Here is a 23,379-nt window from a genome sequence, read left to right as displayed (position 1 = left end):
ATTTCTGTGAAATTCCCAAAGCCCCCGCCTTGGGAGTGTTCTGTATACAGCGATGGAAACGATGTTCCGGCAAACAGACCGGACCGTTATCGCTCTGCTTATTGAAAATAAGGAGTTTTCACATGAAAAAATGTCCAAATTGTCAGACGGAAAACCTGGATACCAGCCGGTTCTGCAATGAGTGCGGGACGCGTCTTCCGGATTCTGAAAATAAAACGGAAACCAAAAGCACGGAGGCCTGGTACTACGTCGAAGACGGTGCCTCCAAAGGTCCTTTTTCCAAAGACGATTTCCTGAATCGGATCGTTTCAGGCGACCTCGGTCCGGATACGTACGTGTGGACGCGTGGCATGAAAGAATGGACCCGCCTGAAATCCACACCGCTCTATCAGGAAAGTGAGCCTGCTGAAATGCCGGCCGAGCCCGAAACCGCTGCAGCGTCCAGTACGAACGCCTTTACGGATACGAGCACGCCGCAGAGTACCCAGACCAGCATGTCCGGTTCCTATTCTTCGACTACTGAAACGTATGGCGACAGCTCGCAGGCGCAGGAATGGTACTACGCTGTAAACGGCCGCTCCTATGGACCGTTCTCGGAAACGGTTATGATCGGCTACATCCGTCAGGGTATTCTTGACGGCGAATCCCTTGTCTGGAAAAGCGATTTTGAAGACTGGAGAAACCTTTCCGCTACCGAACTGCGCGCCTATCTGCCTGCGCAGTCGACTGCGCCGCGCCGTTCCCAGCCGGATCTTCGCTCGAACGCAGGCAATTCTTCCACCGCCTACATTACCCCGCGCAACCCCGTACTGTATCTGCTCGGAAGCATTCTGACCTGCGGTATTTTCAGTATCGTCTGGCTCTATCTGCTCGTAGAAGACTCCAATCGTCTTGCTGCAGCCAAAGGCCAGCCGCATGGACCGTCTGCCATGTCGGTTATCCTGCTGACGATCGTGACTTGCGGTCTGTACCTCATCTACTACTTCTACAAGCTGGGTAACCTGCTGTATGACTGCTCCGGCCGTCGTCAGTCCAACAACGCGGTACTCATGCTGATTTTGTCGATCTTCGGTCTCGATGTCGTTTCCATGATGATCGCGCAGGATCAGATCAATACCATCATTTCGCAAGACTAGTTTTGCATCACCTTTTCGAACCTGGCCAGTCCTGTTTTGGGACTGGCTTTTTGTTTCCAATTCAGTCAGGGAAGGCAGCCAGAGAAAAAACGCAGCGAGAAGAGAAACCTTCAGCCGAAGAAGAACGAGTCTATGAAGAAAAGGCACATGGTTTTGGCCGCTCTGCCGCTGCGCTTAAAATGTCTTTCGAATCTTGATTTCAGGACTGTACAAACTTTACAATGAAACGGCTTCCCCTCTGCCCGCGACCTGACTTTCAGCCGGGTTGACGAGCCCGCGAGGGAAAAGCGCAGCAGAGAAATTTGAATCCAGCGCAAAAAAATTTCATCAAAAACGCGCAAAAGGAGATTGCATGATGAACTATAAAACAACACGAAACAGGCTTCTGCAGGCCTCGCTGGCCGGCGGTCTGGTGCTGGGCGGCCTTCCTGTGCATGCGCAGGACATTCAGCCTATGGAAGAAACGCACACCTCCTCCATGCCGCTTGAACCGTCTTCCACACCGGACAACACTCCATCCGATAACACTGCGCCTTCCGCTCCGACTGCTGATCCGGCCGCTCCAGAAACGCCGGCAGTCATAACAGAGGAAATCGTGGAAGAAGCGAGCGAACAGGAGGAAGACAAGCCGTCCATGCCTCTTCCGCTCGACAATCACCGCAAGAGCGACGTGAAGCTCAACGGTATTGACATTTCCCGCTGGCAGGACGGTATCGATCCGGCGGCCATGGATGCGGATTTTATCATCTGCAAGGCATCCGGCGGCAACGGCTACCGGGATCCGAAATTTTACGAGTACGCCTCGAGCATTCTTGAAAGCGGCAAGCTGTTTGGCTTTTACCACTTTGCGCATGATCGCGGCTGCGAAGACACGCCGGAAAAGGAAGCTGAATTTTTTTACCGCACAACCCGTGCCTACATCGGCAAGGGCGTGCCGATTCTCGACTTTGAAGCGCGCGATCTGTTAAGCGCGAAAGATACCGACTGGGCGTACCGCTTTGTGAAAGCCTACTACAGTCTGTCCGGCATGAAGTGCATGATTTACATGAGCAGCTATTACACCCGGACGCTGGACTGGAGCCGTCTGGCGGAAGAAGGGTATCCCCTCTGGGTCGCCAACTATGGCCAGAACGAAGTGCAGAACGGCTATCGGGAAAATACGTTTACCGACAGGGCCGGTACGGGCGCCTTTGAGGAATACTGGATGCACCAGTATTCGTCGAGAGGCCGTCTGGAAGGCTACGACGGCGATCTCGATCTCAACAAGTTTTTCGGTTCCGCCGAAGACTGGAAATCGTTATGCACGGTAAACGAAGTGCCTAAGACGATGTATCGCGTCTACAACCCGAATTCCGGCGAACATTTTTACACCGCCGACCGCAACGAATGGGCCTTCTTGTGCGATGCGGGCTGGAAAGATGAAGGCACCGCCTGGCAGCTTCCAGCGACGGGCGAGCCGGTTTTCCGCCTGTACAACCCGAATGCGGGCGACCACCATTACACAATGGATGCCAAAGAGAAAGACGGCCTGATTCGAGCCGGCTGGACGTACGAAGGCATCGGCTGGTATTCCGATCTGAAGGAAGGCACGCCGGTTTACCGTGTCTATAACCCGAATGCCAGAACGGGCTCGCACCACTTCACTACGGATTCCAACGAATACAGCTATCTGAAAAAAGCCGGCTGGAATCAGGAAGGCATTGCCTGGTACGGCACAGTCGAGGAGAGCAAAGAAGAAAAGACGGTGCGTGAAAACTGGATTTCTTCCTCCGAGCACAATAACAGTTCCTCGCAGAACAAATCGATTCGCGTGGAAACACCCGAACTCAACACCGCATCCAAACGCCGGGCAACCTATCCAGAACGCCCCGGCGAGAACAAAGATACAAAATCGTCCATAACCGTTTCTTCCAATCCCAACGGCATGAAAATTCACGTCCAGGATTAGCGAACCGCAAAAAACGAAATTGTGATCGGAATCCGGATTTGCAAAATTCGAATCCGATTTCTGATCCTCACTGCATACGAAAAGGCTTTGTCTGCCTGCTGCTCGCATTGAACAGCCAGGCGGCAAAGCCTTTTTTGCGAAAGAAAGAAAGTCCAGAAAGAAAAAATCTGAACAGAAAAAATCCGGACAGAGAAAAAGAATGCCGGCACAAAGGACGACATTCTTAAAAGTTCAGAACACCGGATGAAAATCCGTAAAGGAGAATTGATCTTCGTTCTATTTTCCAGAAACTGTTCGAATAGAATCGGAACGATTAGAAATTCGCTTTTGGATCTTCTGGATTTTTGCGCAGTTTCAAAAGGGTTTGGTTCAGAGCACTGGCCGCGTCATTGACAGCCTTCTGACTGGTCGGATTGTCGATCTGCGCTTTGGCAGCCGATGCAGCCTCTGTAAGAGCCGCTTTTCCATCCGCCTTAAAGAGCGACAGGTTGAGCGACTCATACTTGTTATGGGTCAGCCGGACAAACGTCAGGTCGACCAGCGTGAGATTCGAACGGGCGGTATTAAGCGATTCGAGCGCGGCATCGACCGTCTTCTGTTGGGCGTCGCTGTCATTCAGAACGCGTTTTGCCTGATCCAGAGCGGTATTCAGCGCTTCAAATGAAGCTTTTACATAGCTGTGATTTTCATCGGGACGCAGAGCAAGCTGTTCCGCTTCAATCGCATCGACGCGTGCCTGCAAAGCCTCCTTATCCACCACGATTGGCGCGTCTTCAAAGACAGGGGTGTATTCCTTCATGGCATGAACCGGTCCAAACGCAGGCGTCCAGCCTATGAACACTTTGCCCTCGGGAACAGTAACCTCCGAAGCGGCTGGAGCGAGCGTTTCAGCACTCTGGCCGTCTTCGACATACGCCTTCTTCAGGACAGTTGTTCCGTTTTTGAAGGTGACGCTCCACTGGCGCTTCAGCGCGTCTCTGGCTGCCTGCAGTGCGGAGAGTGCAGCCCTGACGTCCTCCTCACTCGCATTCGGATTAGAAACTGTATTCTGGGCGGCTTCCCGTTTCGCCTGCAGGGCGCTCCAGGTCGAAGGTGTCCAGTCGGTTTCATTCAGGGCCGATACTTCGGCAAGCAGGGATTCGAGCTGGGTTTTATCGGGGCTGGTCTTAAGGGAAACGCCGATCCAGGAAAGAATCGGATCCTGATTGTCCGTTTTGGAAAGGGTCAGGGTAATCGTTTCTTCCTGATCAAGATGAATATTGGCGCTGTGCAGCGTTTCTTTCGAACTGGTGACGTTGCAGTCCATGAGTTTGGAAGTGCCTTTGGATGTCGTCACGTCCAGTTTCATCGTGCGGCTGACGCTCCACCAGCCGTTGACGCCGACGTAAATCGCATGGTCGCCTTTAGGAAGCGTCAGCGCATACGAAATCGTCTTGCCGCCTCGCGCCCAGTATCCGCCGGTATACGGGTTTTCCAGACTGGTCTGGGAGAAGGCGACCATGTCGACATCGCCGCTGTTTTCGCCGATTCTCGAGAGCGATCCCCATGTGTTTTCGTCCGTTTTGACTTGTTCGCTGACGGTGTTTTTCATCTGGGAAGAAGACGCGAGAGCGTATTTGTGGGAAAGCGAGTCGGGGTTGTTGCAATCGATCATGTATTCCATGTTTTCCGGAATCAGCTGAACGGAAGCGAAAACCTTCATAGTCTCGTTTTTCGCTTCATCCAGAACGGCAGTGCCGCTAATCGTAACCGTATCGAAGGCTTTATGACTGCTCCACAAATCTTCGTTTTGCCATGTCACCGGATAGCTGGAATGACCGATGGTGACGGTTTCGGGCAGACCGCTCTTGGAGGATGTCGAATACCAGGTGTTTACGGGTTCCGCCTGGCCGTTTGCTTTCATCAGGCGGTCGTATTCTTCGGCCGAAATGGCGATCGGCGTTCCGTGACGGGCGCCGGACGGCATCTTAAAGCCGCTTTCAAGTTTTGTGAAAGTGCCCGAGTCCAGATCGGAAATTTCAAGCGGGTAGTAGCCGATGCCGCCAAAGTCATCCGCCAGCAGGATCCATTTGTCGCTGGCGCTGTCGTCGGCGTTGAGCTTGTAAATGGCCGGACCTTCGACATAATGGTTGGCGTTGAGCGAATCGGAAGCGATGTGGGTGTACTCGCCAAGAAGCGTATCGGATTTTTCCAGGAACAGCGTCTTGGTTTTCGCGCCTAGACTGTTCGTTTCGCCGCCTTCGTTTTTGGTCAGACGGTAGTAGGCATTGTTATGAGCAATAACGGTCGTATCGATTGAAGACTGATCCTTGTCGATCCATACTTGCGGCTCGCTGAACGTGCAGAAGTCACGGGTACGGGTATAGTAGACGCGCTGCTTGGCGTAATTGTCGCCTTTGACTTTGCTGGACCAGTAGACGATGTATTCGCCCGTCAGCGGATCGTACGCAGCTTCCGGGGCCCAGGTGCATCCGGCATCAATCGATGCAGACACTTCGACCAGACGCGGTTCGCCCCAGTCGATGAGGTCATCGGATTCCCAGACGAGCAGGCTTTGCGAGCCGGCTTTCTGGGCGCGATCCCAGTTTCCGTTGCCGTTGATTTTGAGATCGGTGGCGATGATGTAAAACTTGTCGCCTTCGGGAGAACGCAAAATGTACGGGTCTCGGACGCCTTTTTCGCCCAGAGACGATACGAGCGAAGGCTTGCCGTCGTTGAGGTCGTTCCAGTTCAGGCCGTCCTGGCTGGCGGAGAAGTAAATCTGTTCGCCGTCGGCTTTTCCTTCGCCGGTGAAATAGGCGAAGAAATAATCCGTCATTTCCTGCTGCTTCGGCGCGGCCTTGATCGTCAGATCAAAGACTTTGGTTTCGGTTGTGTTCTTGTAGGAAATCGTCGCGGTTAAGGTGACGTTCGTATCGCTTGCCGGACGGGTGATGACGCCGGCAGGAATTTTGCCATAACCAGGGACGCTGGCTTCTTTTTCACTCAGATCGAGAATGCCGTTTCCCGATTCGGACATCGACCAGGTAATCGACGCTTTGCCCAGATGATCGGGCAGCCTGATGTTTCCCTTGATGTTGTCGGCGTTCGGAATGGACAGTTCGGCTTTGGCATCCGAAACAATTTTGTCGGGATCTTCGCCGGGCACGTTCAGATCCAGAACATAGGATGTATCGGTGCCGGTGAAGGCTGCGGTGATGCTTGCTTTCGTATCGGCCAGCGGCATCGTGTACTTGCCGTCTGCGGAAATCGCATCATTTTCCGAAACGCTCCAGGTGACGTTCTGTCCATAGACCTGCGCTGGTAAGTTCAGATCGGAGTCGATCGCATCGACGCTCTTGTTTTTGTTTAAAATCGCCTGCGCCAGGGCGGCTTTCATGCAGTCGTCCTTATTGGGCTCTTCCTTCCAGGCCTGTGCGAGCTCTTCGCTGTTCAGGGCCTTGTTCCACACTTTGAAGGAAGCTGCTGCACCGGAGAAGAGAGGATCGGGCGTATAAAGCGATTTTCCGATATAGCCGTCGCGATCGCCGGTTAAAATCTGGCTCCAGTCTTTGGAGTGGTCGAGTTCGGTGACTTTTTCGCCATCCAGATACACTGTGATCGTATAACCGTCCGAGACGATGGTATACGTATTAAACGCGGTGTTCGAGGCGACTTTGTCGGTATTGACGGGCAGACGGGTTTCACCGCTTTGCGAGATGGCGGCAAGAATTTTATCCGTGTAGCCGCCCTGTCCGCTCTTTGGCGTCAGGAAGAAATAGTTGTCGACGTTTGGCCATACGCCTTCCTTGCTGCCAAGCGTCAGCAGCCAGTGGCTGGATGTCTGCGGCGCATAGGCGCTCAGGCTGATCGTAAAGGCGTTTCCGTCTTCGATCATGCCCTTGGGCAGCGTGACGTAGCCGTTCTGGCTGAAGCTTAAAATCGAGGCTTCGCCATAGCTTGCGCTGTCGGCACTGTCCAGGCTGGTCAGAGGCGCATCCAGCCCATAGCCGGACTGATCGCGCAGAGCGCTTTCTCCGTCCTGGACATCAAAGGAGAGATCGGTACGCAAAGCGCCGCTATCTTCCAGCATGCGTTTTGGCTTGCCGATGCCTTCGATGATGTACGTCGTAATGGAATTGGCTTTCAGATTTGCGGTTACGGAATGATCATCTTTCGAGGCGAGAGCTTCTTCGCTGACGTCTTTCCATTTTTCGCCCTCTTCCATTGAGCCGCTCGTACGGATCGCGGTGACCTTGCCTGGCGCATGACTGAAATCGCCCAGGTTGAACTGCATCGTCTGTGCGTCGGCTTTGTCGTTGATGGCGACGATGACGGCTTTCTGCTCGTCGGGGTCATAGGCGCAAAGCGTACTGTCGCTGGAAGCGAGAATCGTATAGCCCGGACGGATGTAGCGGGTGAACTGGCCAAAGCCGTAGTACTTCATGGAAAGGGCAAGGCGGCCGGTGTTATGATCGGCAGCCGCGACGCCCCAGTAGCCGCCGGTCTGACCGTTCCAGCCGAGATCTTCGAGCGTGGCTTTATCAATGCCATTGGAAGACGAAATCCAGCTCTGGCCGTATTCGGAATTATCGGCATGCTTGTCGATCAGATTCCAGAAAATCCAGGCGGAGCAGTTGAGGCCGTTGACATCGGTAATGATGCGCTTGCCAAGACCTAAAGCCGCGCTCATTTCGCCGGCATTGCTTCCGGCGGTAAAGCCGCCGTCCACTTCGCTCATCCAGAGATTTTTCTCTTCTTTTTTCGCTAAAGCCTGCAGACCGGCACGGTTGCTTCCGCCATACGTGTGCGTATCGATGCGATCGACTACGGTTTTTGCTTCGCTGCTGAGTGCGTTGTACGTGGTGATCTGCGTATCGATGCTCGTTTCATCAGACGCGCTCAGCTGGAGATCAATGTTCTTTTCTTCCAGCTTTGCGTTGAGACGGACCAGAATCTGCGAAATGGCGTTTGCGTCGAAATGGCAGCCTTCCTGTTTGCTGGAATAGGCGCCCCAGTAATCGGTATTCGGTTCGTTAAACGCCGACGCACTCTCAAACGTCACTCCGTTTTGATGGAGATGTTCGATGACATCTGCCATGTACGTTGCAAAGGCGTCGTAGCTGTCTGTGCGCAGGTTGTTCTGACTGGCGGTGTAGTTTCCGGAAGAGCAGAGCGATTCCGTCATGAAATACGGCGGGGAATTGGAGAAAATTTCCGCAATGAAATCCTGACCGGACGCCGAAGACGCCGCCTTGAGCACGTTCAGCTGATCCTTGTCGGCCTCCCAGTCATAGTTCCAGGCATATCCGCAGTCTGGATCGACCCGGGTGAAGTTTTCTACATACCAGCTGAGCGGGTGTTCCTCGGTAATGACGATCGGGGTGATGTTGGTGCAGTAGCCGGGGACTGCGGAGTCCGAGCGAATAATGTGGCTCTGATGCAGTCCGGGATCCTGCGTGCCGTCTTCGAGAACCTGATCCTCCGGGATGACCGCCATCTCGATGTAGTCGTGCATGTACGTGTTGGAAGAAGCTGTGTTTCCTCCAAGCTGCAGCGTGTTTTCGCCCTGAGCCAGTTCCACATTTTCGAGAACGGCTATATAAAATTTCACGTTCCCCTGTACGGCCATGATGTTCTTTTCGATTTCCTCTGTGGAAGCGGAGTAAATTTTGTCGTGATTGACTTGCAGGGAAACGCCGCGGTTGTGCGTACCGTCCAGTTTAACCAGCACTTTGACGGTATACGTTCCGGTTTTTTCTGCCTGAACGGTATACGTCAGCATGTCCGCATTGCCTACCGTGCCGTTGATCGGTCCGATCCAGCCGATTTCCTTAAGAGTGCCAAGCTTTGCGCCTTTGAGAAGTCCGAGATCGCGGTCCGTTTTCTGCCAGCGCGTCGAATCGTTGTACGTCTTCGAAGAAATCTGCATTTTGGATCCGCCAAAGGACGGCGCGCTTCCTTCTTCGAGCGTGCACAGAACGGCGTTTTCGTTTGGAGAGAGCGAAGCGATCGTGCTGTCTCCGCCGCCCAGGTTGTAGCGGCCGATGTTCAGATCGAGTCCGTCATCGGAGAAAAACTTCTCTGCCGTGTCCGAAGTCAGGGCTTCGCTTGAGCCGATGCGGTTGGCCCACCAGCAAAGCGAAGTGCCCCAGCCTTCGAATTCGCCCAGGCCGTCGCCGTCCGTATCGTGAAACGGAGACGCTTTGGCAGCCTGTACGCGAACCGTCTGATCCGGAGCGCTTTCTGCAGCCGAAATCGGGAGTACAAAAGCGGAAATGCTTTGCATCGCCATGGCGCCGGAACAGAGCAGACTGAGCAGTCTGTACCTTTTGTTCATATCTTTCCTTTCCTGCTTTTCAGCAAGAAGCCGCACGGGTCTGCATGGCCTGAAAACGCACAGGCCGGGGGAACAGAGGCAAGCGGCTCCATCTTCTTTATTTTGGCCGGTTAAGCGGTTACATTCAACGGATGTTTAAAAATGGACGTATTCTCATTGCGGATTGTCTATTCGTTTTTTGTAGCAGCCGTTTTCGCGGAACGATTTCAAACGACAATTTCAGACGACATGGGAAAGGACGGTCCAAAGGGCGGATGCGCAGACCGAGCGAAAAGGCGAACGGCTATAAAGTTTTGGTTCTGTCCGGCAAGGATGAACGATGGCAAACTGATTGGTTGAGGAAAGCAGACAGAATGAGAATAAAGGACTTTTTTTCAGGAAAGAGTGTTCAAAAGGAGAAAATCCCGTCCTTTTTGCGCCGTGAGGGTGCCGGTTCTGGATTTTTGGGGGATCCGTTTGACAGGCTATCGGGGGCTTGCTAGTATGAGTGCAACTTACGAAACAGGAAAAAGATAGAGGCAGCGGTGCAGAATAGTACCTTTTGGAGAAGGCATTCGAAGAAGAAAGGGAAAGGCAATCATCGCCGAAAGACAGGTCCGGCAGGGGCTGATCTTGGGCTGCAGGGAAATACTTTGCAGACTCCTTCGGTCGAAGAGGTGTTATCTTAACTTCATCTTTTTGACTGCGGATACCGCAGTTTTTTTCATTTCTGATTTTCGTTTGAATAAGGAGAAGAAAAATACATGAAAAAATCATCGATTGCAGCAGCGGCCATTGCCATGATGATGCTTGCCGGATGCTCATCTGCACCAGCGCAGACCAGCGACAGTTCCAATACCTTTACCGTCGGCATGGAATGCGGCTACGCCCCGTTTAACTGGCAGACCACAACCGAAACCGATACGACGGTTCCTCTGGCCAGCGGCGCCGGCTACTGCGACGGCTACGACGTTCGCATTTCCCGCAAGCTCGCCGACGAAATGGGCAAGGATCTTGTCATTAAAAAAATCGACTGGGACGGCCTGCAGCCAGCCCTTGAATCCGGTGAAATTGATGCCATCGTTGCCGGAATGACCGCAAACGAAGAACGTGAAGAAGGCATTGACTTCACAACCCCGTATTCCGAAAGCGAAATGGTCATGATCGTACCGAAGGATTCCGAAGCCGCTTCCTTTACCGATATTCAGCAGTTCTCCGGCCACAAAGTCATCGGCCAGAAAAACACCAACTACGATACCGTCATCGATCAGATCGACGGCGTTATCCACGTCGTTCCAAAAGCACGCTATCCGGAGCTGATTCTGGCTCTGCAGTCCGGAGAAGCCGAAGCGATTACCGCTGAGCTTCCGGTTGCCAAAGGCATCGTGCAGGCCAACCCGGATCTGACGTACATCACGTTTGAAGACGGCAAGGGCTTTGATGTCGATACATCCGTATCCATCGGTCTGAAAAACAATACCCGCGATACCGAAAGCTTCAAAGCCGTTCAGGACGCTTTAGACAAAATCACAACCGAAGAGCGCGAATCCATGATGCAGGATGCCGTACTGAACGCGCCGACGACTGGTGAATAAGCCGTATGAGTATTGACTGGTCTTACGCCTGGCGGGCGCTCGTCAATAACTGGCCGATGTTCTGGCACGGTGTCGAAGTTACGATCGCCTTTGCGATCGTCGGCACAGTGTTCGGTTTTCTGATCGGTCTGATTGTCGGCGCCATCCGCTCCGTTCCTGTTGATCCGCTCGATTCTTCCTTCATGAAAGGACTGAAGAAGTTCGGACGCGGCATCACCGGCCTGTACATCTGGGTTTTCCGCGGTACGCCGATGATGATTCAGGCCTGCTTCATTTATTACCTTCTGCTTCCAGTCATTCACTGGAATGCGATTACGGCCGGTTTTGTGATCATCTCGATCAACACCGGCGCCTACATGGCTGAAATTCTGCGTTCTGGCATCCAGTCCGTAGATCCCGGCCAGTTAGAAGCCTGCAAAGCGGTCGGCATGTCCAGCTTCCAGGCCATGGTCTCGGTTATTTTCCCGCAGGCCATCAAAAATACCTTCCCGGCTATCGGCAACCAGCTGATCGTCAATCTGAAAGACTCCTGCATGATGAACGCTATTTCCGTAACGGAGCTGTTCTTCCAGTCGTCTTCCATCGCGGGAAGCAACATGCGTTTCGCGGAAATTTACCTCGATACAGCCGTTCTGTATCTGGTTCTTACGACGCTCGCTACCTGGCTGCTCAGCTTCATTGAGCGCAGGATGAACGCCCGCGAAAACGAAGGAAAAGAAAAGAAGAAACTTTTCATGGAGATGTCCTCATGAGTGAACCTGTAATTCGTGTCAGTCATTTAAAGAAGAGCTTTGGCAAGCAGGAAGTTCTTCACGATATCGACTTCTCCATTAACAAAGGCGAAGTAGTCTCCATCATCGGATCTTCGGGATCCGGCAAGAGTACGCTTCTTCGCTGCATCAACCTGCTCGAAATCCCGGATTCGGGAACGATCACGTTCCACGGTCAGGACATTCTCAAAGGCGATCTGAACGGCTATCGTTCGAAAGTCGGCATGGTTTTCCAGAACTTCAACCTCTTTCAGAACAAGAGCGTTCTGGACAACTGTGTTCTCGGTCAGCGCAAGGTGCTCAAGCGCTCCAGGGAAGAAGCGGTCGCCATCGCCAAAACGCATCTCGATCGCGTAGGTATGTCGAACTTCCTCGATAAGGGAGCCACCAAGCTTTCCGGCGGTCAGAAACAGCGCGTCGCGATTGCCAGAGCACTGTCCATGGATCCGGAAGTGCTGCTGTTCGATGAACCGACGTCCGCGCTCGACCCGGAAATGGTCGGCGAAGTTCTCGAAGTCATGAAAGACCTGGCCAAGTCCGGTCTGACGATGATCGTCGTAACGCATGAAATGCAGTTTGCGAAAGATGTATCCGATCGCGTCATTTTCATGGATCAGGGCGTCATCGCCGAAGAAGGCACGCCGGATGAAGTCTTCGAACATCCGAAAAACGAAAGAACGAAACAGTTCCTTTCCCGCTTTCGCCAGACGACGCTTGAAAAAGAAGACTAGAACCGACTCTGTTCTCTCTTCAATCTGAATTTAAATCGCTCGGTATGACCCGTTGAGGTCATGCCGGGTTTTTTTGTGCCCAAAACGGAGGGGACTGGACGGAACTGCACGAATCAGAATCCGCAGGCGGTCATGGATTCGGCCTAAAATAGACGCATACTGCGTCGGGTATACAGTTTTTGATTCCGTGGCGAAACGGGAAATACGGCCCGACAAAGGCATTGACATCGGAAATGCCAAGCTGTATCTTTGTATTACCCAAGTGATACAGATAAGACAGAGGGAAGAGATTATGGACTATTCATTTCGAAACGACTCGCCTGTATATCTGCAGCTGGCTTCTATTCTCGAAGGCGCCATCGTTCGGGGAGAATTCGCCCCTGGCGATAAGCTGCCGTCCGTTCGGGAAATTGCACTCGAAAGCCGGACAAATATCAATACTGTTCAGAAAGCGCTGGCCAGGCTGGAGAGTCAGGGCCTGATTGAAACACGGCGTACCAGCGGAAAGTACGTCTGCGACAATCCGGAAACCCTGGCAGGACAAAAAAGAGAAGCCGCAAAAACGCTCTGCGAAACGTTTTTGCGTGGAATGCAGGCTCTTGGATTTTCCGCGTCAGAAAGCATCCGCCTTCTGAAGGAAGGAGTAAATGATGGAACTGAACGTTCGTCATCTCAGTAAATCGTATGGAAACCGCCCGGTGCTTCAGGATGTGTCGTTTACGCTCGAACCCGGACAGATTACCGGTCTGCTTGGCCCGAACGGCGCTGGAAAAAGTACGCTGATCAAGTGCATCAACGATCTGCTCGTCTATGAGCAGGGAGAGATTTCCGCCGATGGAAAGAAGCTGGATCCCTCGGATCATCTGCGCATTTCCTATTTGCCGGAAAAAACGTATCTGGATTTGAACGCCAACGGAAAGGAAACTCTTCGCTTTTTTGAAAAGTTCTATCCGGATTTTGATCGCAAAAAAGCCTGCCGGCTCATGGAAGCGATGGATCTGGATCTGAATCAGCCGATTAAATCGATGTCCAAGGGCATGCAGGAAAAGCAGCAGCTGATTCTGGTACTAAGCCGCAAGGCCGAACTGTATATTCTCGATGAGCCGATCGGCGGTGTCGATCCGGTCGCGAGACAGAAAATTCTCGATCTGATTCTGGAACATTCCAGTCCGGAAGCATCCATTCTGATCAGCACGCATATGATCGGCGAAATTGAACGCATCCTCGATCGGGCGCTCATTTTGCGGCACGGAAAAATCGTTCTGGACGAAGACGCGGATACGCTTCGTCAGAAACAGGGAAATTGCTGGAACAGATTTTCGTGGAGACACTGCTATGAAAAAACTGACCGAAACCTTTACTGCCCAGATCGGAAAGCGTCTGCTTCCGGTCTGGCTGATTCAGCTGATCGTTTATAGCGTATGGCTTATTCTGGTCAGTCTGGACTGGAGCGGCCGCTTTTATTCGCTGCTCTGTCATCTGCTTTTGATTGCGGTATTTGTGATGAGCGCGGCGCTGGTCTTCTAAGCGTTTTTTCAAATCTGGAAGCTGTTTGCGGACTGCTTTTACAGCGCCAGAGCGTATCTCATTCGTACGCTGCCTTACAGCCGGAAAACCATTTACTGGTCCTGGTTTGTGACGAGTCTGCTTACGCTTCTGCTTCTGATCGCGCTTTTTACGGCTATGGTGGCCCTGCCGTTTGTTCTGCACGATTTCGCGGAAATTCAGACTGGGGGCATTCTGGATGTCGATGCACGCCAGATGGTCCTGGCGTTTGTCATTGAGGTGATTGTCCAGTGGATCGCCTATATGCTTTCCGGCGCCTTCGGCATAGCCTATGGCCACAGAAACGGCCGCTCGGAGTGGCTGATTTTCATCGCGACCGGCATTGCGTGCGCGCTGATCGTACAGCTGACTGCGGCGGGCCTGCTGTTTGTGTTCGAACCCGGTTTCATTTCACTTCTGGACAGTCCGACAATTCAAGGCGCGGATCTGGTTCGAATCATTTACAAGATGGCGCTGGCCTTTCTGCTTCTGGATGGCATACTGGCTTTTCTTTGCGCAAGACGCGTGGAAAAGCACGCGGATGTGGAGGAAGTCCGGTCGCCTGAAATCCTTTTGAAACGTCTGTATGGAAGAAAACGTTTTTCGCTTTTGAAGTATGTGTACAAAACGGCGCCTGTTTCTCTCGAATGAAACAGGCGCCGCCGTTTTTAAAAGCGGCAGGCATGCCCGGTGAAAAGAAGGCTTTTAAGCAAACTATCCATGCCTGAAAATGCGGGCAGAAAATTGGTTTTTCAAGGCGGGTCGAAGCGCATATCGCTATAATAAAGAGGATAAACCAGGAGGAAATATTGAAATGGTTAAAAAACCTGTAGTTCTTGTTGTCATGGACGGCGTAGGTCTGTCTGACAACGTTCTTGGAAATGCCGTAAAAATGGCATACAAACCGCATCTCGACAAACTCTGGGAAACCTGCCCGCACACAGAACTGCGTGCGCACGGTCTGGCTGTAGGTCTGCCTACAGACGGCGACATGGGCAACTCGGAAGTTGGTCACAACGCCATCGGAAGCGGACAGATTTACTCGCAGGGTGCCAAACTCGTTAACGAGAACATCGAATCCGGCGAAATGTTCGAATCCGCTGCATGGAAAGAACTCGTAAACAACGTAAAGGAACACGATTCCACCATGCATTTCCTTGGCCTTCTTTCGGACGGCAACGTTCATTCCCATATCAATCATCTGAAGGCTCTGATCGCTCAGGCGAAAAAAGAAGGCGTGAAACGCGTACGTCTGCACATCCTGCTCGACGGACGTGACGTTCCGGAAACGAGCGCACTGAAATACGTCGATGAAATCGAAAGCTTCATGAACGATCTCAACGATGCCGACTTCGACGCTCAGATCGCTTCCGGCGGCGGACGCATGAAAATCACGATGGACCGTTACGAAGCCAACTGGCCAATGGTTGAAGAAGGCTGGAAGATTCACGTGCGCGGCCTTGGACGCAATTTCAAATCCGCAACCGAAGCCATTGAAACGTACCGTGCAGAAACCGGCGTCGTTGACCAGGACCTGCCAGGCTTTGTCGTTGTCGATGAAAACGGCGATCCGAAAGGAACGATCAATGACAACGATTCCGTTATCCTCTTCAACTTCCGCGGCGACCGCGCTCAGGAAATTTCCATCGCTTTCGATGCCGATGAATCGTTCGACAAGTTCGATCGCGTAAAAGTTCCTAACGTAAAATTTGCGGGCATGCTGCAGTACGATGCCGATGCGCAGATTCCGAAGAAATACCTCACGGAACCGCCAAAAATCCATTACACGCTGACCGAACAGCTCGTTAATGCCGGCATCAGCGAATACGCCATTTCCGAAACCCAGAAATACGGTCACGTAACGTACTTCTGGAACGGAAACCGTGCCGCTAAGTTCTCCGAAGAACTCGAAGAATACGTAGAAATCGAATCCGATGTAATCCCGTTCGAGCAGCGTCCGTGGATGAAATCCGCTCAGATTACCGACAAGCTCTGCGAAGCCATCCGTTCGGGCAAGTACGACTTCCTGCGGACGAACTATCCAAACGGCGACATGGTTGGCCATACCGGCAGCCTGGAAGCCACAATTATCGGTGTCGAATCCGTTGACCTCGCCCTTGGCCGCGTCATCGAAGCTGTTAAAGCCGTAAACGGCGTTCTGCTCGTTACCGCCGACCATGGCAATGCCGATGAAATGTATGAGAAGCCAAAGAAAGCCGGCGCTCCGCTCAAGGCGAAAACTTCCCATACCCTCAACAAGGTTCCGTTCATCGTCTACAACTACGACTGCAAGCTCAAGCAGGACGATGACATGGGTCTTTCCAACATCGCAGCAACCGTCTGCGAAATTCTTGGCGTAAAACCCAACGAACACTGGAGATCTTCCATCATCGAATCCGCAGAATAATCGAAAGAGCTGCGGCTCGGTCGAACCTGTTTGATGCATTCAAGACCTCTCTGCCTGAAGATCTTTTCCAGATCCAGAAGGACAGAGAGGCCTTTGCTTTTGCGCCTGGAAAAAGCAGGCAGGGATGCAGAAAAGGCGCTGGTACGCTTTGATCGGGTTTCGATCGATGCGCTGCCAGCGCCTCTATGGGCTTAAAAAGGTCTGTAAACGATTGGAAAGGGGAATGGCTACCGTCTTCGAAAACGGCCAGAGCGGCGTCCCGCAAAATCGGATTCGGGGCCGTCTGCATCTTCGTTGTCCTCTTCCTCATTTTCCTCATCAAGGGGATCATCGTCTTCATAAATTTCAAACTGGACGCCCTCTTCACTGACGTCATAGTTTTCTTCCTCATCTGAAGCCGGCCGGCTGCGATAAGGATCGTAAATATTGGGAAGCCGGAATGCCGGAAACACCATGATGATCAAAACCGCGTAGCGGACGAGTTCAAAAATCAGAAACAGAATGAAGGCGCTGTCGGGGTAGACGGTCGTATCGCTTTTCCAGTAGCGATACAAAATGAACAGGCCATAGGTGAGAATCAGAAGCTGACCGCCCAGAGCCGCGTACAGACTCTTTTTCGAGCCCGGGTATTTTAAATAGTAGAAGAAAATCGGCAGCGTCCATAAGGCGGCGGTCAGAATGCATAAGGTAAACATCAGACCAGTCGCAAAGACGGATCCGTTGTCGATGGAAACGAATCGGTTCTGGAAGAGATGCACCAGAATCGGAAAGACGATCAGCTCGCCATATACCCCGATCGCCATGCGAATGGCGGCTCTTGGATATTTCGAAGACAGTGCCTTGCGGGCTCTGGCCTGCCGTTCAAGCCGAAGCTGTTCTTCACGCTCTGGATTTCCCTGCAAATCGGGGGAAGACTGTGCGGAGCGCGCGGTCTGGCGACTGGTTTTTCTTTCCTGTGCTTCCCAGTCCGCTTGCGAACTTCGCGGGGATGCGCTTGAGAAGTCCGGGTCGGGCCGGTTTCGAAGCGGGGTGCGAGAAGGCTGGGGCTGCGCAGAGTTCGATCCGTAATCCGCTGCACCATTCGTTTGAAAGCCGGCGGACCGTGCCGGAGCGCTTCTTCGTGTCTCCGGCTGCACAGCGGTCTGTGCTCCCGGTCGGGTCGGCGATGGCTGCCGGTGCGCTTGTGCGGAAGCGGCTCTGGCCTGCTGCTCTCGAGCACGGCGGGCGTTTCGGGCACGGGCCTGATCTCTTCGCTGCTCTTCCTGCGGAAGGAAGAGAACGTGGTCGTAATAAATGCGGCCAAACCAGGAATCAAAGAGCCAGTTTTTAAACCACATCAGTAAAAAGCCTTTGATCAGAACGAGCGCGCACCAGACGAGATAAAACACAAAGAAGCTGGTGTGCCGGAAAAGGTCATAGACGAGCCAGCCCGCAAACAGAAACTCGGCGGCAATGCCCAGATTAAACAGCGAGCGGGACGCTTTTTTGCCAAACGCGGCTAGAAAGAAGATGCCCAGCCACATGGCCAGCTCCACAAACAGCGTCATCATGTACAGCGAGTTGAAATAGGGCGGTTTGGAAAAGAGCGGCTGGTTTAAAATGGAATACAGGGCCAGCGAGCAGATGCAGAGAATGCCATAGCTCAGTATGAGCATGCTCTGTATGCGCTGCTTCGCTTTTTTTAAATAGTAAAGGTCTTCTCGACGGCGTGAAGGCGCCGGAGAAGCGCGTCGTGTTGAAGAATTTTGTCTTGGATTCATACCATTAAGCGTAACACGATCCAAAAATCATTCCAATGCGTCGAAAAGGACTGTTTTGTTAAACTGTACAAAGAACGGGTCCGTTTTAAGACGGCGAAAAAAGAGAAGCTGCACCTAGAATTTGTCGATCGGAATGTCTCGAGAAAAAGAGAGCTTTTCCTCCGCAATGAGGTCATATGGCGGGCAAAAGAGATCGCGAAAACGGGTGAAGCCTGAACGTAAAAAGGAGAAAAGACAATGGCAGAAATGTATTCCGTAATTTATCGAACGGTAGATGAGAAGGGGCTGGCGTGCGCCATGAAAAGCGGCGCGCTTGAAGTTCTGGCTACGCCGCAGATGATCGCCTGGATGGAAGAAGCCAGCTGCTTGCTGAACGATGTGGAAGAGGGATGGACCACCGTCGGCATCCATATGGATACGACGCACGACGCACCTAGTCCTCTGCATGCCCGCATTCGCATCGTCAGTCATCTTCTCGAAAAGAAGGGCCGCATTTCCAGATTTGAAGTCAGCGCCTGGCAGGGCGACAAATGTCTGGGTAAAGGTCATCATGAACGGGTGGACGTGAACGCGGAAAAATTCATGAGCCGTCTGAAGTAAGGTGCCGGCCTGCCAGCCTCCCGACGGAACGGCGGCGTTTCGCCCTTCGGCTTTTCTGGTTTCAAAAAGCGGGCATCTAATATAAAGCGGGCATCAAATATTATATAGAAAGCAAATATAGACTCTGGAAGAAACTGCAGATCCAGAAGCGAATACAAAACGAAAACATACGAAGACCAAAGCCCGGCTGTTCATGGGAAAACCTATGGAACCGCCGGGCGTTTGTGTATCGTTTTGAATCGTTCTGGAAAAAATGGATATCCGTGCCAGGAATCGGGAGAAAGGCATTTTCCTCACGCAGCTTGCGTCGCAAGAAGGCCTGCTCTTCTGAAAGAACAAGGCAGGCAATGCAGGCGGGCGACCGGCTCTTCGTACACTTCATCCGTATACGGAGCAGCCGGAATGGACAGCGCCTGAAACGCAGGTTCTAACGGATACAGCCGGTCGGGGTGACCGTCGATCGTATTGATCGCATACGAAGTCTGACCGCCATCGAGAACGCCCTGAATCTGGGCCTGGAGCGTCTGGGGAGACATCAAGCCAAAGCCCTGCAGGGATACGCAAAGACTGCTGTCGTATTCCTGCGGCGGATATTTGGCGAGCTGACTCGTGAATGCCTGCAGCACATCGTGCGCGCTGCCGAACACTTCGATGCCGTAGTTGGCGCTTAACAGCTGCAGATTTTGTAAATAGGGAAGCACGTACAGACGGTTAGCCGCCTGCCGCATACCCTGAAAGGACTGTCCGCTTTCCAAATTGATTTCGTCGTAAACGGCATCCGGTTCCAGCGTCGTCCCAGTATAGACGTGCTTTTCTTCCAGCAGATTGCGCGCTTCATACAGAAAGCCGTCAATCTGTTCGGTGCGCCCGGGCAAATTCGGATCGGTCAGACCGGCACTGCCTGCGGGAAAGCGCAGCGAATCAAACTGGATTTCCTGAAAGCCGATCGAGCAGGCTTCCAGCGCCAGATCGAGATTGTACTGCCACACCCTGTGCTCATACGGACTGGTCCAGTACGATCCTTCCAGCAGAGCCGGCGTACCGTTTTCCTCACACAGGGCAAGATCCGGCCGGCTCTGGGCGAGAAGGGGATCGAGGAACGTTTCCAGGCGGGCGGCCATAAAAATGCCTTTGGCTTTCAGGCGGTCGACTAAAGCGCGGAAACTGTCCATATCGATGGCCCAGGGCTGGGCGGCATCGATGTCATCACCCAAAAAGGCAGAAGCGGTATCGGAAAGATAGGACAGCTTTCCGTTTTCATCCTTGAGCGTAACGATCAGCGTGTTGAAGTCGTTTCGTGTCATATAGTCTTCAATCTGGGAAGAATAGTCGAACAGAACAGGAAGGGAAACGTTCAGAGCGCGTTCCGGATCGGGAAGCGAGTTTTCTTTCCAGTCCGGCTGGGGGTAGGCTTCCTTGCCCAGAGAAGCAGCTTCGGGTATGTCTTTCTGGAATTCTTTGGCGGGTGCTGTCGACGCATTGGAATAGGCCAGCCACAGCACGACAGAACCGGGAATATATCCAGTCAGCGGCTGGAAAGAAGCGTCATCCTCTGTTGAATTCGGGAGCGTTTCGATCTGATACCAGCGCAGCAGCCCGGCACTCGCATCGTAATCGTCGAGATCAGCGTCGATCACTTTAAAGGGCGTGCCCGGCTGGATATACGCTTCTTCGAGCGGGCCGTCCTTGGTCTTGCGCAGCCAGACTTTGCGATTGACGCTTGCGCGCGAAGGTGTCATAGCCTGGAGCTGATCGCGTGAGAGATGGGAATTATCGATTTCGAGAATCTCTCCGTCGGCTTCGATGCTCGAAAGGTGTGCCCCGCCGGCAACCAGACGCACTTCCTGTCCGCGCGTGAGCGAAAACTGTCTCGTCTCGATTTCACCGTTTTCAATGTAGGGCGAATCAATTTTCAGAATCGGGGTTTCGCTCTGTATGTAGCGGACTGGATACATCCGCTCATGCAGAAAGGGAAAGAAGGTCAGCGAGACGACGATCGAAGCAATGGCGAGCGAGCCCATAAGAAACGTCAGGCATGCGCGTCGTAATAAAGAATTCCTGTTCATCATTCTCAATTTACCACAATCCCAAAATAAACGTAAATATGGCCAAAAAAGGGTGAAGACAGCCAAAATGAACCGAAAAAGAAGGCGTGGAGTGGGGAACCCTGATCAAATTTAGCAGATTTTTGGTTTTTTATCTCTTTTATAAAAGAGAAAAACTGCCTGGCCTGCGCAGACAAAACGAGAAAAATCGACATCTGAAAAAGACGATTGGGCCTGTGAAAGTGCGGGAGCCGGGCAAAGAATGAAAAGGGAAGAAGTCTGGATAGAGTTGAAAAAAATCGGACAGTATGGCATTATGAAGACTCTGCCGGACTATAGTTCTTAAGCATATAAAACAATACAATGCGGTGAATAAATTCATAGAATCACGATTTCTTCTGTGGAAGTCTGATGTGATTGTTCTGTTATGACAGGGCTGTCGGAACAGCCGGCTGGTCTGCGCTTTTCCAATAAGACCACGCAAAACGCATCGCAAAGCCTGGCGGAAATTTCTAATCTTAAGGAAGGAGAAACCATGAAACCTGAATCAGAATATCTTCTGATTATTGACGGGTCTTCACTTCTTGCAACCAGCTATTTTTCTTCTTTGCCCAAAGCCATCCGCAAGGAAAAAGACGAGGAAAAAAAAGAGGAACTTTACTCGAAACTGTTAAAAAGAGACGCTGACGGCCGCTACTGCGACGCGATTGAAGCGTTTTTTCATACGATTTTTACGATTCTGACGTACCAGAGGCCAACGCATCTGGCGGTCTGCTGGGACGTAAACCGTCACACTTTCCGCAAATCCATGTGGCCCTCCTATAAATCCAATCGATCCAGTACGCCGACCCCTCTGGCCGAGCAGTATCAGACCGCCTACACCCTGTGTCAGGAACTTGGAATTGCCCAGTTTCAGCACCCGGATTATGAAGCGGATGATTTTGCGGGCAGTCTGGCTGTGCAGATGGAAAAGCAGCTGCCGGTCCGCCTGCTGACGCGGGACAAGGACTACTTCCAGCTGATCAGTCCCCGCACCAAAATCTGGTACGGCATGTCCGACCGCGACAAAGTGCATGCCTGGCGCACCAAATACAATATGCCGGCCGGACTGCCCAGCCGGGTGGTCGAAGTGGACGACCAGGTTCTTGAAGGCGAGTTTGGCTACAGCGCCAGCTGCGTCTGCATGATGAAGGCGCTGATGGGCGACCGCTCCGATAATATTCCCGGCGTTCGCGGCATCGGGGAAACCCGCGCCGTCGCGCTCGCCCGTCATTATTCGAGTGTCGAAGACCTGTATCGGGCCATCGATCGCGCACAGGATCCCCGCGCACGCAAAACACTGTTTGCGACGTGGCGAAGCTGGGGCATTCGAAAGAATCCCTACTCATGTCTGACCCGCAAAGGCGGCGAGAATGCTCATTCCGCAAGGGAAATGGCCGAGCTCTGCTACGTGCTGGGAAAAATGAAAACCGATCTCGTGCTCCCCATGCCCGGCGGCTATCCCGGCATGCGGCTGAAAAAGGAACACCTGCAGTTTTCGCTGAACGCACGCGATGCCCAGTCGATTTTGGAACAATATAATATTGAACTGAACATTCGCCTGCGCCCGTCCGCCCTCAAGCGTATGGAGGCGGCTTCTGCGTCGGCTCGATCGGCAAAAGGTTCGTCGGATTCCAGCCGCAAAAACGGCCGCTCGGGATCATCCAGTTCGCGTCCGAACCCCGTAAAGACAGCGGAAGGAAAGCGTTCGAATTCGAAAAAGCCGAATGTGCACGATCCGCGTACGAAAAAAACGTCCGCCTGGAACGGCAAGCCGGCTGGTAAGAAAAATGAGCGCAAAGCGGCCGAAACGGCCCGGATGGAATCGAGAAAAAACGATGGACGCCGCAAACCTTCGTATAAAAATTCGTCTGCCTCTTCACCAAAGGGAAACTGGACGAAGAAAAACGGCTCCGGTCGCGTCCAGAACACGAAAAACGCAAACGCGTATTCTCCAAAACAGACGAAGTCGTCTTCAAAGTCTGGTGCGGCTATGAACGAGACGAAAGCGATGAAAACGTCCAAAAACGCGCGCTCGTATCCAAACGGCCCCAGACGCTCTTACAGTGAGGTCCGCGTGCAGGAACCCGGACGTTCGGCGGGTTCAAAACGAAGAAAAAAGGACGCGTATCCGTCCGCAAACGCGTCCTCCAAAATGACCGGAGCTTTGCCGGTTATGCAAGAAAGACCTCAGCTGTCTGATCAGTAATCCAGCTGTTCAGACTGTACATATCAAATTCGAACGGACAGAGCCGGAGGAAAAACCTCCGGCTTTTTCCATGCATCTTTTCATGGACAGAACCTGGTGCAGACTGCCTCTTTGTTTCTCAGAAAATCCAGGAGGCGACAGAGGCTGAAAGCTGTCTCCGGCAGGAGCGCTTCCGCAGCAGAAAAGACAGAGCGGAATAGCGATAAAAAGAAATCGACTGTCCGGCGAAGGCGCCAAAACCATGGGCGCTTCCCGTTGTTTGAGGCGGATCGTGCTATATTGTTGATGTCCTGCAC

The 23,379-nt window shown here is 52.6% G+C and carries 16 protein-coding genes and 1 riboswitch; of the genes, 12 read left to right on the top strand and 4 right to left on the bottom strand.

The genetic code is table 11. The features are described from left to right. Window positions 1-122: 122 nt before the first annotated feature. Window positions 123-1,136, top strand: coding sequence for a GYF domain-containing protein (locus ACLUYS_RS01515; protein WP_230268294.1), 1,014 nt, complete (start codon window positions 123-125; stop codon window positions 1,134-1,136). Window positions 1,137-1,491: 355 nt separating this feature from the next. Next, entirely contained in the window at window positions 1,492-3,084 is a 1,593-nt protein-coding gene (locus ACLUYS_RS01510; RefSeq protein ID WP_412658761.1) for a GH25 family lysozyme, read from the top strand. A 313-nt stretch (window positions 3,085-3,397) separates the two neighbouring features. Here ACLUYS_RS01510 and ACLUYS_RS01505 read toward each other — a convergent pair whose 3' ends face one another. Beyond that, window positions 3,398-9,403 (bottom strand): glycoside hydrolase, encoded by a 6,006-nt coding sequence (locus tag ACLUYS_RS01505; RefSeq protein ID WP_412658759.1) that lies wholly within the window; start codon window positions 9,401-9,403, stop codon window positions 3,398-3,400. Window positions 9,404-9,908: 505 nt separating this feature from the next. Beyond that, window positions 9,909-10,073: riboswitch (Lysine riboswitch) on the top strand. Between the two features lie 73 nt (window positions 10,074-10,146). Between ACLUYS_RS01505 and ACLUYS_RS01500 the strand changes: the two genes are divergently transcribed. The 8 genes from ACLUYS_RS01500 to gpmI all read left to right on the top strand — a co-directional run bounded on the left by ACLUYS_RS01500 (window position 10,147) and on the right by gpmI (window position 16,430). Continuing rightward, window positions 10,147-10,977 carry a transporter substrate-binding domain-containing protein gene (locus ACLUYS_RS01500; protein ID WP_230268291.1) on the top strand — a complete coding sequence of 277 codons (831 nt, stop codon included), beginning with the start codon at window positions 10,147-10,149 and terminating at the stop codon, window positions 10,975-10,977. 5 nt (window positions 10,978-10,982) lie between these two features. Then, window positions 10,983-11,729 (top strand): amino acid ABC transporter permease, encoded by a 747-nt coding sequence (locus tag ACLUYS_RS01495; RefSeq protein ID WP_230268290.1) that lies wholly within the window; start codon window positions 10,983-10,985, stop codon window positions 11,727-11,729. Then, window positions 11,726-12,478: an amino acid ABC transporter ATP-binding protein gene (locus ACLUYS_RS01490; RefSeq protein WP_230268289.1), complete on the top strand. Its 753-nt coding sequence runs from the start codon at window positions 11,726-11,728 to the stop codon at window positions 12,476-12,478. Before ACLUYS_RS01495 ends, ACLUYS_RS01490 begins: the two co-directional genes overlap by 4 nt. A 292-nt stretch (window positions 12,479-12,770) precedes the next feature. Then, window positions 12,771-13,157, top strand: a complete 387-nt coding sequence (locus tag ACLUYS_RS01485; RefSeq protein ID WP_230268419.1) for a GntR family transcriptional regulator — start codon at window positions 12,771-12,773, stop codon at window positions 13,155-13,157. Continuing rightward, complete coding sequence (locus ACLUYS_RS01480; protein WP_412658756.1) at window positions 13,126-13,896, top strand: ABC transporter ATP-binding protein; 771 nt, start codon at window positions 13,126-13,128, stop codon at window positions 13,894-13,896. Before ACLUYS_RS01485 ends, ACLUYS_RS01480 begins: the two co-directional genes overlap by 32 nt. Further along, window positions 13,814-14,005, top strand: a complete 192-nt coding sequence (locus tag ACLUYS_RS01475) for a hypothetical protein (RefSeq protein ID WP_230268417.1) — start codon at window positions 13,814-13,816, stop codon at window positions 14,003-14,005. Before ACLUYS_RS01480 ends, ACLUYS_RS01475 begins: the two co-directional genes overlap by 83 nt. 108 nt (window positions 14,006-14,113) lie before the next feature. Further along, a complete protein-coding gene (locus ACLUYS_RS01470) occupies window positions 14,114-14,674 on the top strand; it encodes a hypothetical protein (RefSeq protein WP_230268416.1) in 561 nt (186 codons plus the stop codon). A gap of 163 nt (window positions 14,675-14,837) precedes the next feature. Further along, a complete protein-coding gene (gene gpmI / locus ACLUYS_RS01465) occupies window positions 14,838-16,430 on the top strand; it encodes a 2,3-bisphosphoglycerate-independent phosphoglycerate mutase (RefSeq protein ID WP_230268415.1) in 1,593 nt (530 codons plus the stop codon). Between the two features lie 227 nt (window positions 16,431-16,657). Here the strand turns inward: gpmI and ACLUYS_RS01460 are convergent, their stop codons facing one another. After that, window positions 16,658-18,085: a hypothetical protein gene (locus ACLUYS_RS01460; RefSeq protein ID WP_230268414.1), complete on the bottom strand. Its 1,428-nt coding sequence runs from the start codon at window positions 18,083-18,085 to the stop codon at window positions 16,658-16,660. Between the two features lie 342 nt (window positions 18,086-18,427). On the opposite strand from ACLUYS_RS01460, the gene ACLUYS_RS01455 reads away from it, so the two are divergent. Next, window positions 18,428-18,790: a thioesterase family protein gene (locus ACLUYS_RS01455; protein ID WP_230268413.1), complete on the top strand. Its 363-nt coding sequence runs from the start codon at window positions 18,428-18,430 to the stop codon at window positions 18,788-18,790. Window positions 18,791-19,083: 293 nt separating this feature from the next. Here the strand turns inward: ACLUYS_RS01455 and ACLUYS_RS01450 are convergent, their stop codons facing one another. Next, window positions 19,084-20,859 carry a putative glycoside hydrolase gene (locus ACLUYS_RS01450; protein ID WP_412658753.1) on the bottom strand — a complete coding sequence of 592 codons (1,776 nt, stop codon included), beginning with the start codon at window positions 20,857-20,859 and terminating at the stop codon, window positions 19,084-19,086. Between the two features lie 511 nt (window positions 20,860-21,370). Between ACLUYS_RS01450 and ACLUYS_RS01445 the strand changes: the two genes are divergently transcribed. After that, entirely contained in the window at window positions 21,371-23,083 is a 1,713-nt protein-coding gene (locus tag ACLUYS_RS01445; protein WP_412658751.1) for a 5'-3' exonuclease H3TH domain-containing protein, read from the top strand. A gap of 9 nt (window positions 23,084-23,092) precedes the next feature. Here the strand turns inward: ACLUYS_RS01445 and ACLUYS_RS01440 are convergent. Then, window positions 23,093-23,379: hypothetical protein (locus tag ACLUYS_RS01440; RefSeq protein WP_412658749.1), on the bottom strand; the 287-nt coding region annotated here is incomplete at its 5' end.

Source organism: Allobaculum sp. (assembly GCF_047010065.1).
Lineage (GTDB): Bacteria > Bacillota_I > Bacilli_A > Erysipelotrichales > Erysipelotrichaceae > Allobaculum > Allobaculum fili.
The sequence above is the reverse complement of the archived record's forward strand: the minus strand, read 5'-3'. Positions and strand labels throughout refer to the sequence as shown.

What these genes read in the sequence shown, in the direction of transcription:
- ACLUYS_RS01515 (WP_230268294.1), top strand. Translation starts at nt 123, where the DNA reads ATGAAAAAATGTCCAAATTGTCAGACGGAAAACCTGGATACCAGCCGG.
- ACLUYS_RS01510 (WP_412658761.1), top strand. Translation starts at nt 1,492, where the DNA reads ATGAACTATAAAACAACACGAAACAGGCTTCTGCAGGCCTCGCTGGCC.
- ACLUYS_RS01505 (WP_412658759.1), bottom strand. Translation starts at nt 9,403, where the DNA reads ATGAACAAAAGGTACAGACTGCTCAGTCTGCTCTGTTCCGGCGCCATG.
- ACLUYS_RS01500 (WP_230268291.1), top strand. Translation starts at nt 10,147, where the DNA reads ATGAAAAAATCATCGATTGCAGCAGCGGCCATTGCCATGATGATGCTT.
- ACLUYS_RS01495 (WP_230268290.1), top strand. Translation starts at nt 10,983, where the DNA reads ATGAGTATTGACTGGTCTTACGCCTGGCGGGCGCTCGTCAATAACTGG.
- ACLUYS_RS01490 (WP_230268289.1), top strand. Translation starts at nt 11,726, where the DNA reads ATGAGTGAACCTGTAATTCGTGTCAGTCATTTAAAGAAGAGCTTTGGC.
- ACLUYS_RS01485 (WP_230268419.1), top strand. Translation starts at nt 12,771, where the DNA reads ATGGACTATTCATTTCGAAACGACTCGCCTGTATATCTGCAGCTGGCT.
- ACLUYS_RS01480 (WP_412658756.1), top strand. Translation starts at nt 13,126, where the DNA reads ATGATGGAACTGAACGTTCGTCATCTCAGTAAATCGTATGGAAACCGC.
- ACLUYS_RS01475 (WP_230268417.1), top strand. Translation starts at nt 13,814, where the DNA reads ATGAAAAAACTGACCGAAACCTTTACTGCCCAGATCGGAAAGCGTCTG.
- gpmI (WP_230268415.1), top strand. Translation starts at nt 14,838, where the DNA reads ATGGTTAAAAAACCTGTAGTTCTTGTTGTCATGGACGGCGTAGGTCTG.
- ACLUYS_RS01460 (WP_230268414.1), bottom strand. Translation starts at nt 18,085, where the DNA reads ATGCTCATACTGAGCTATGGCATTCTCTGCATCTGCTCGCTGGCCCTG.
- ACLUYS_RS01455 (WP_230268413.1), top strand. Translation starts at nt 18,428, where the DNA reads ATGGCAGAAATGTATTCCGTAATTTATCGAACGGTAGATGAGAAGGGG.
- ACLUYS_RS01450 (WP_412658753.1), bottom strand. Translation starts at nt 20,859, where the DNA reads ATGATGAACAGGAATTCTTTATTACGACGCGCATGCCTGACGTTTCTT.
- ACLUYS_RS01445 (WP_412658751.1), top strand. Translation starts at nt 21,371, where the DNA reads ATGAAACCTGAATCAGAATATCTTCTGATTATTGACGGGTCTTCACTT.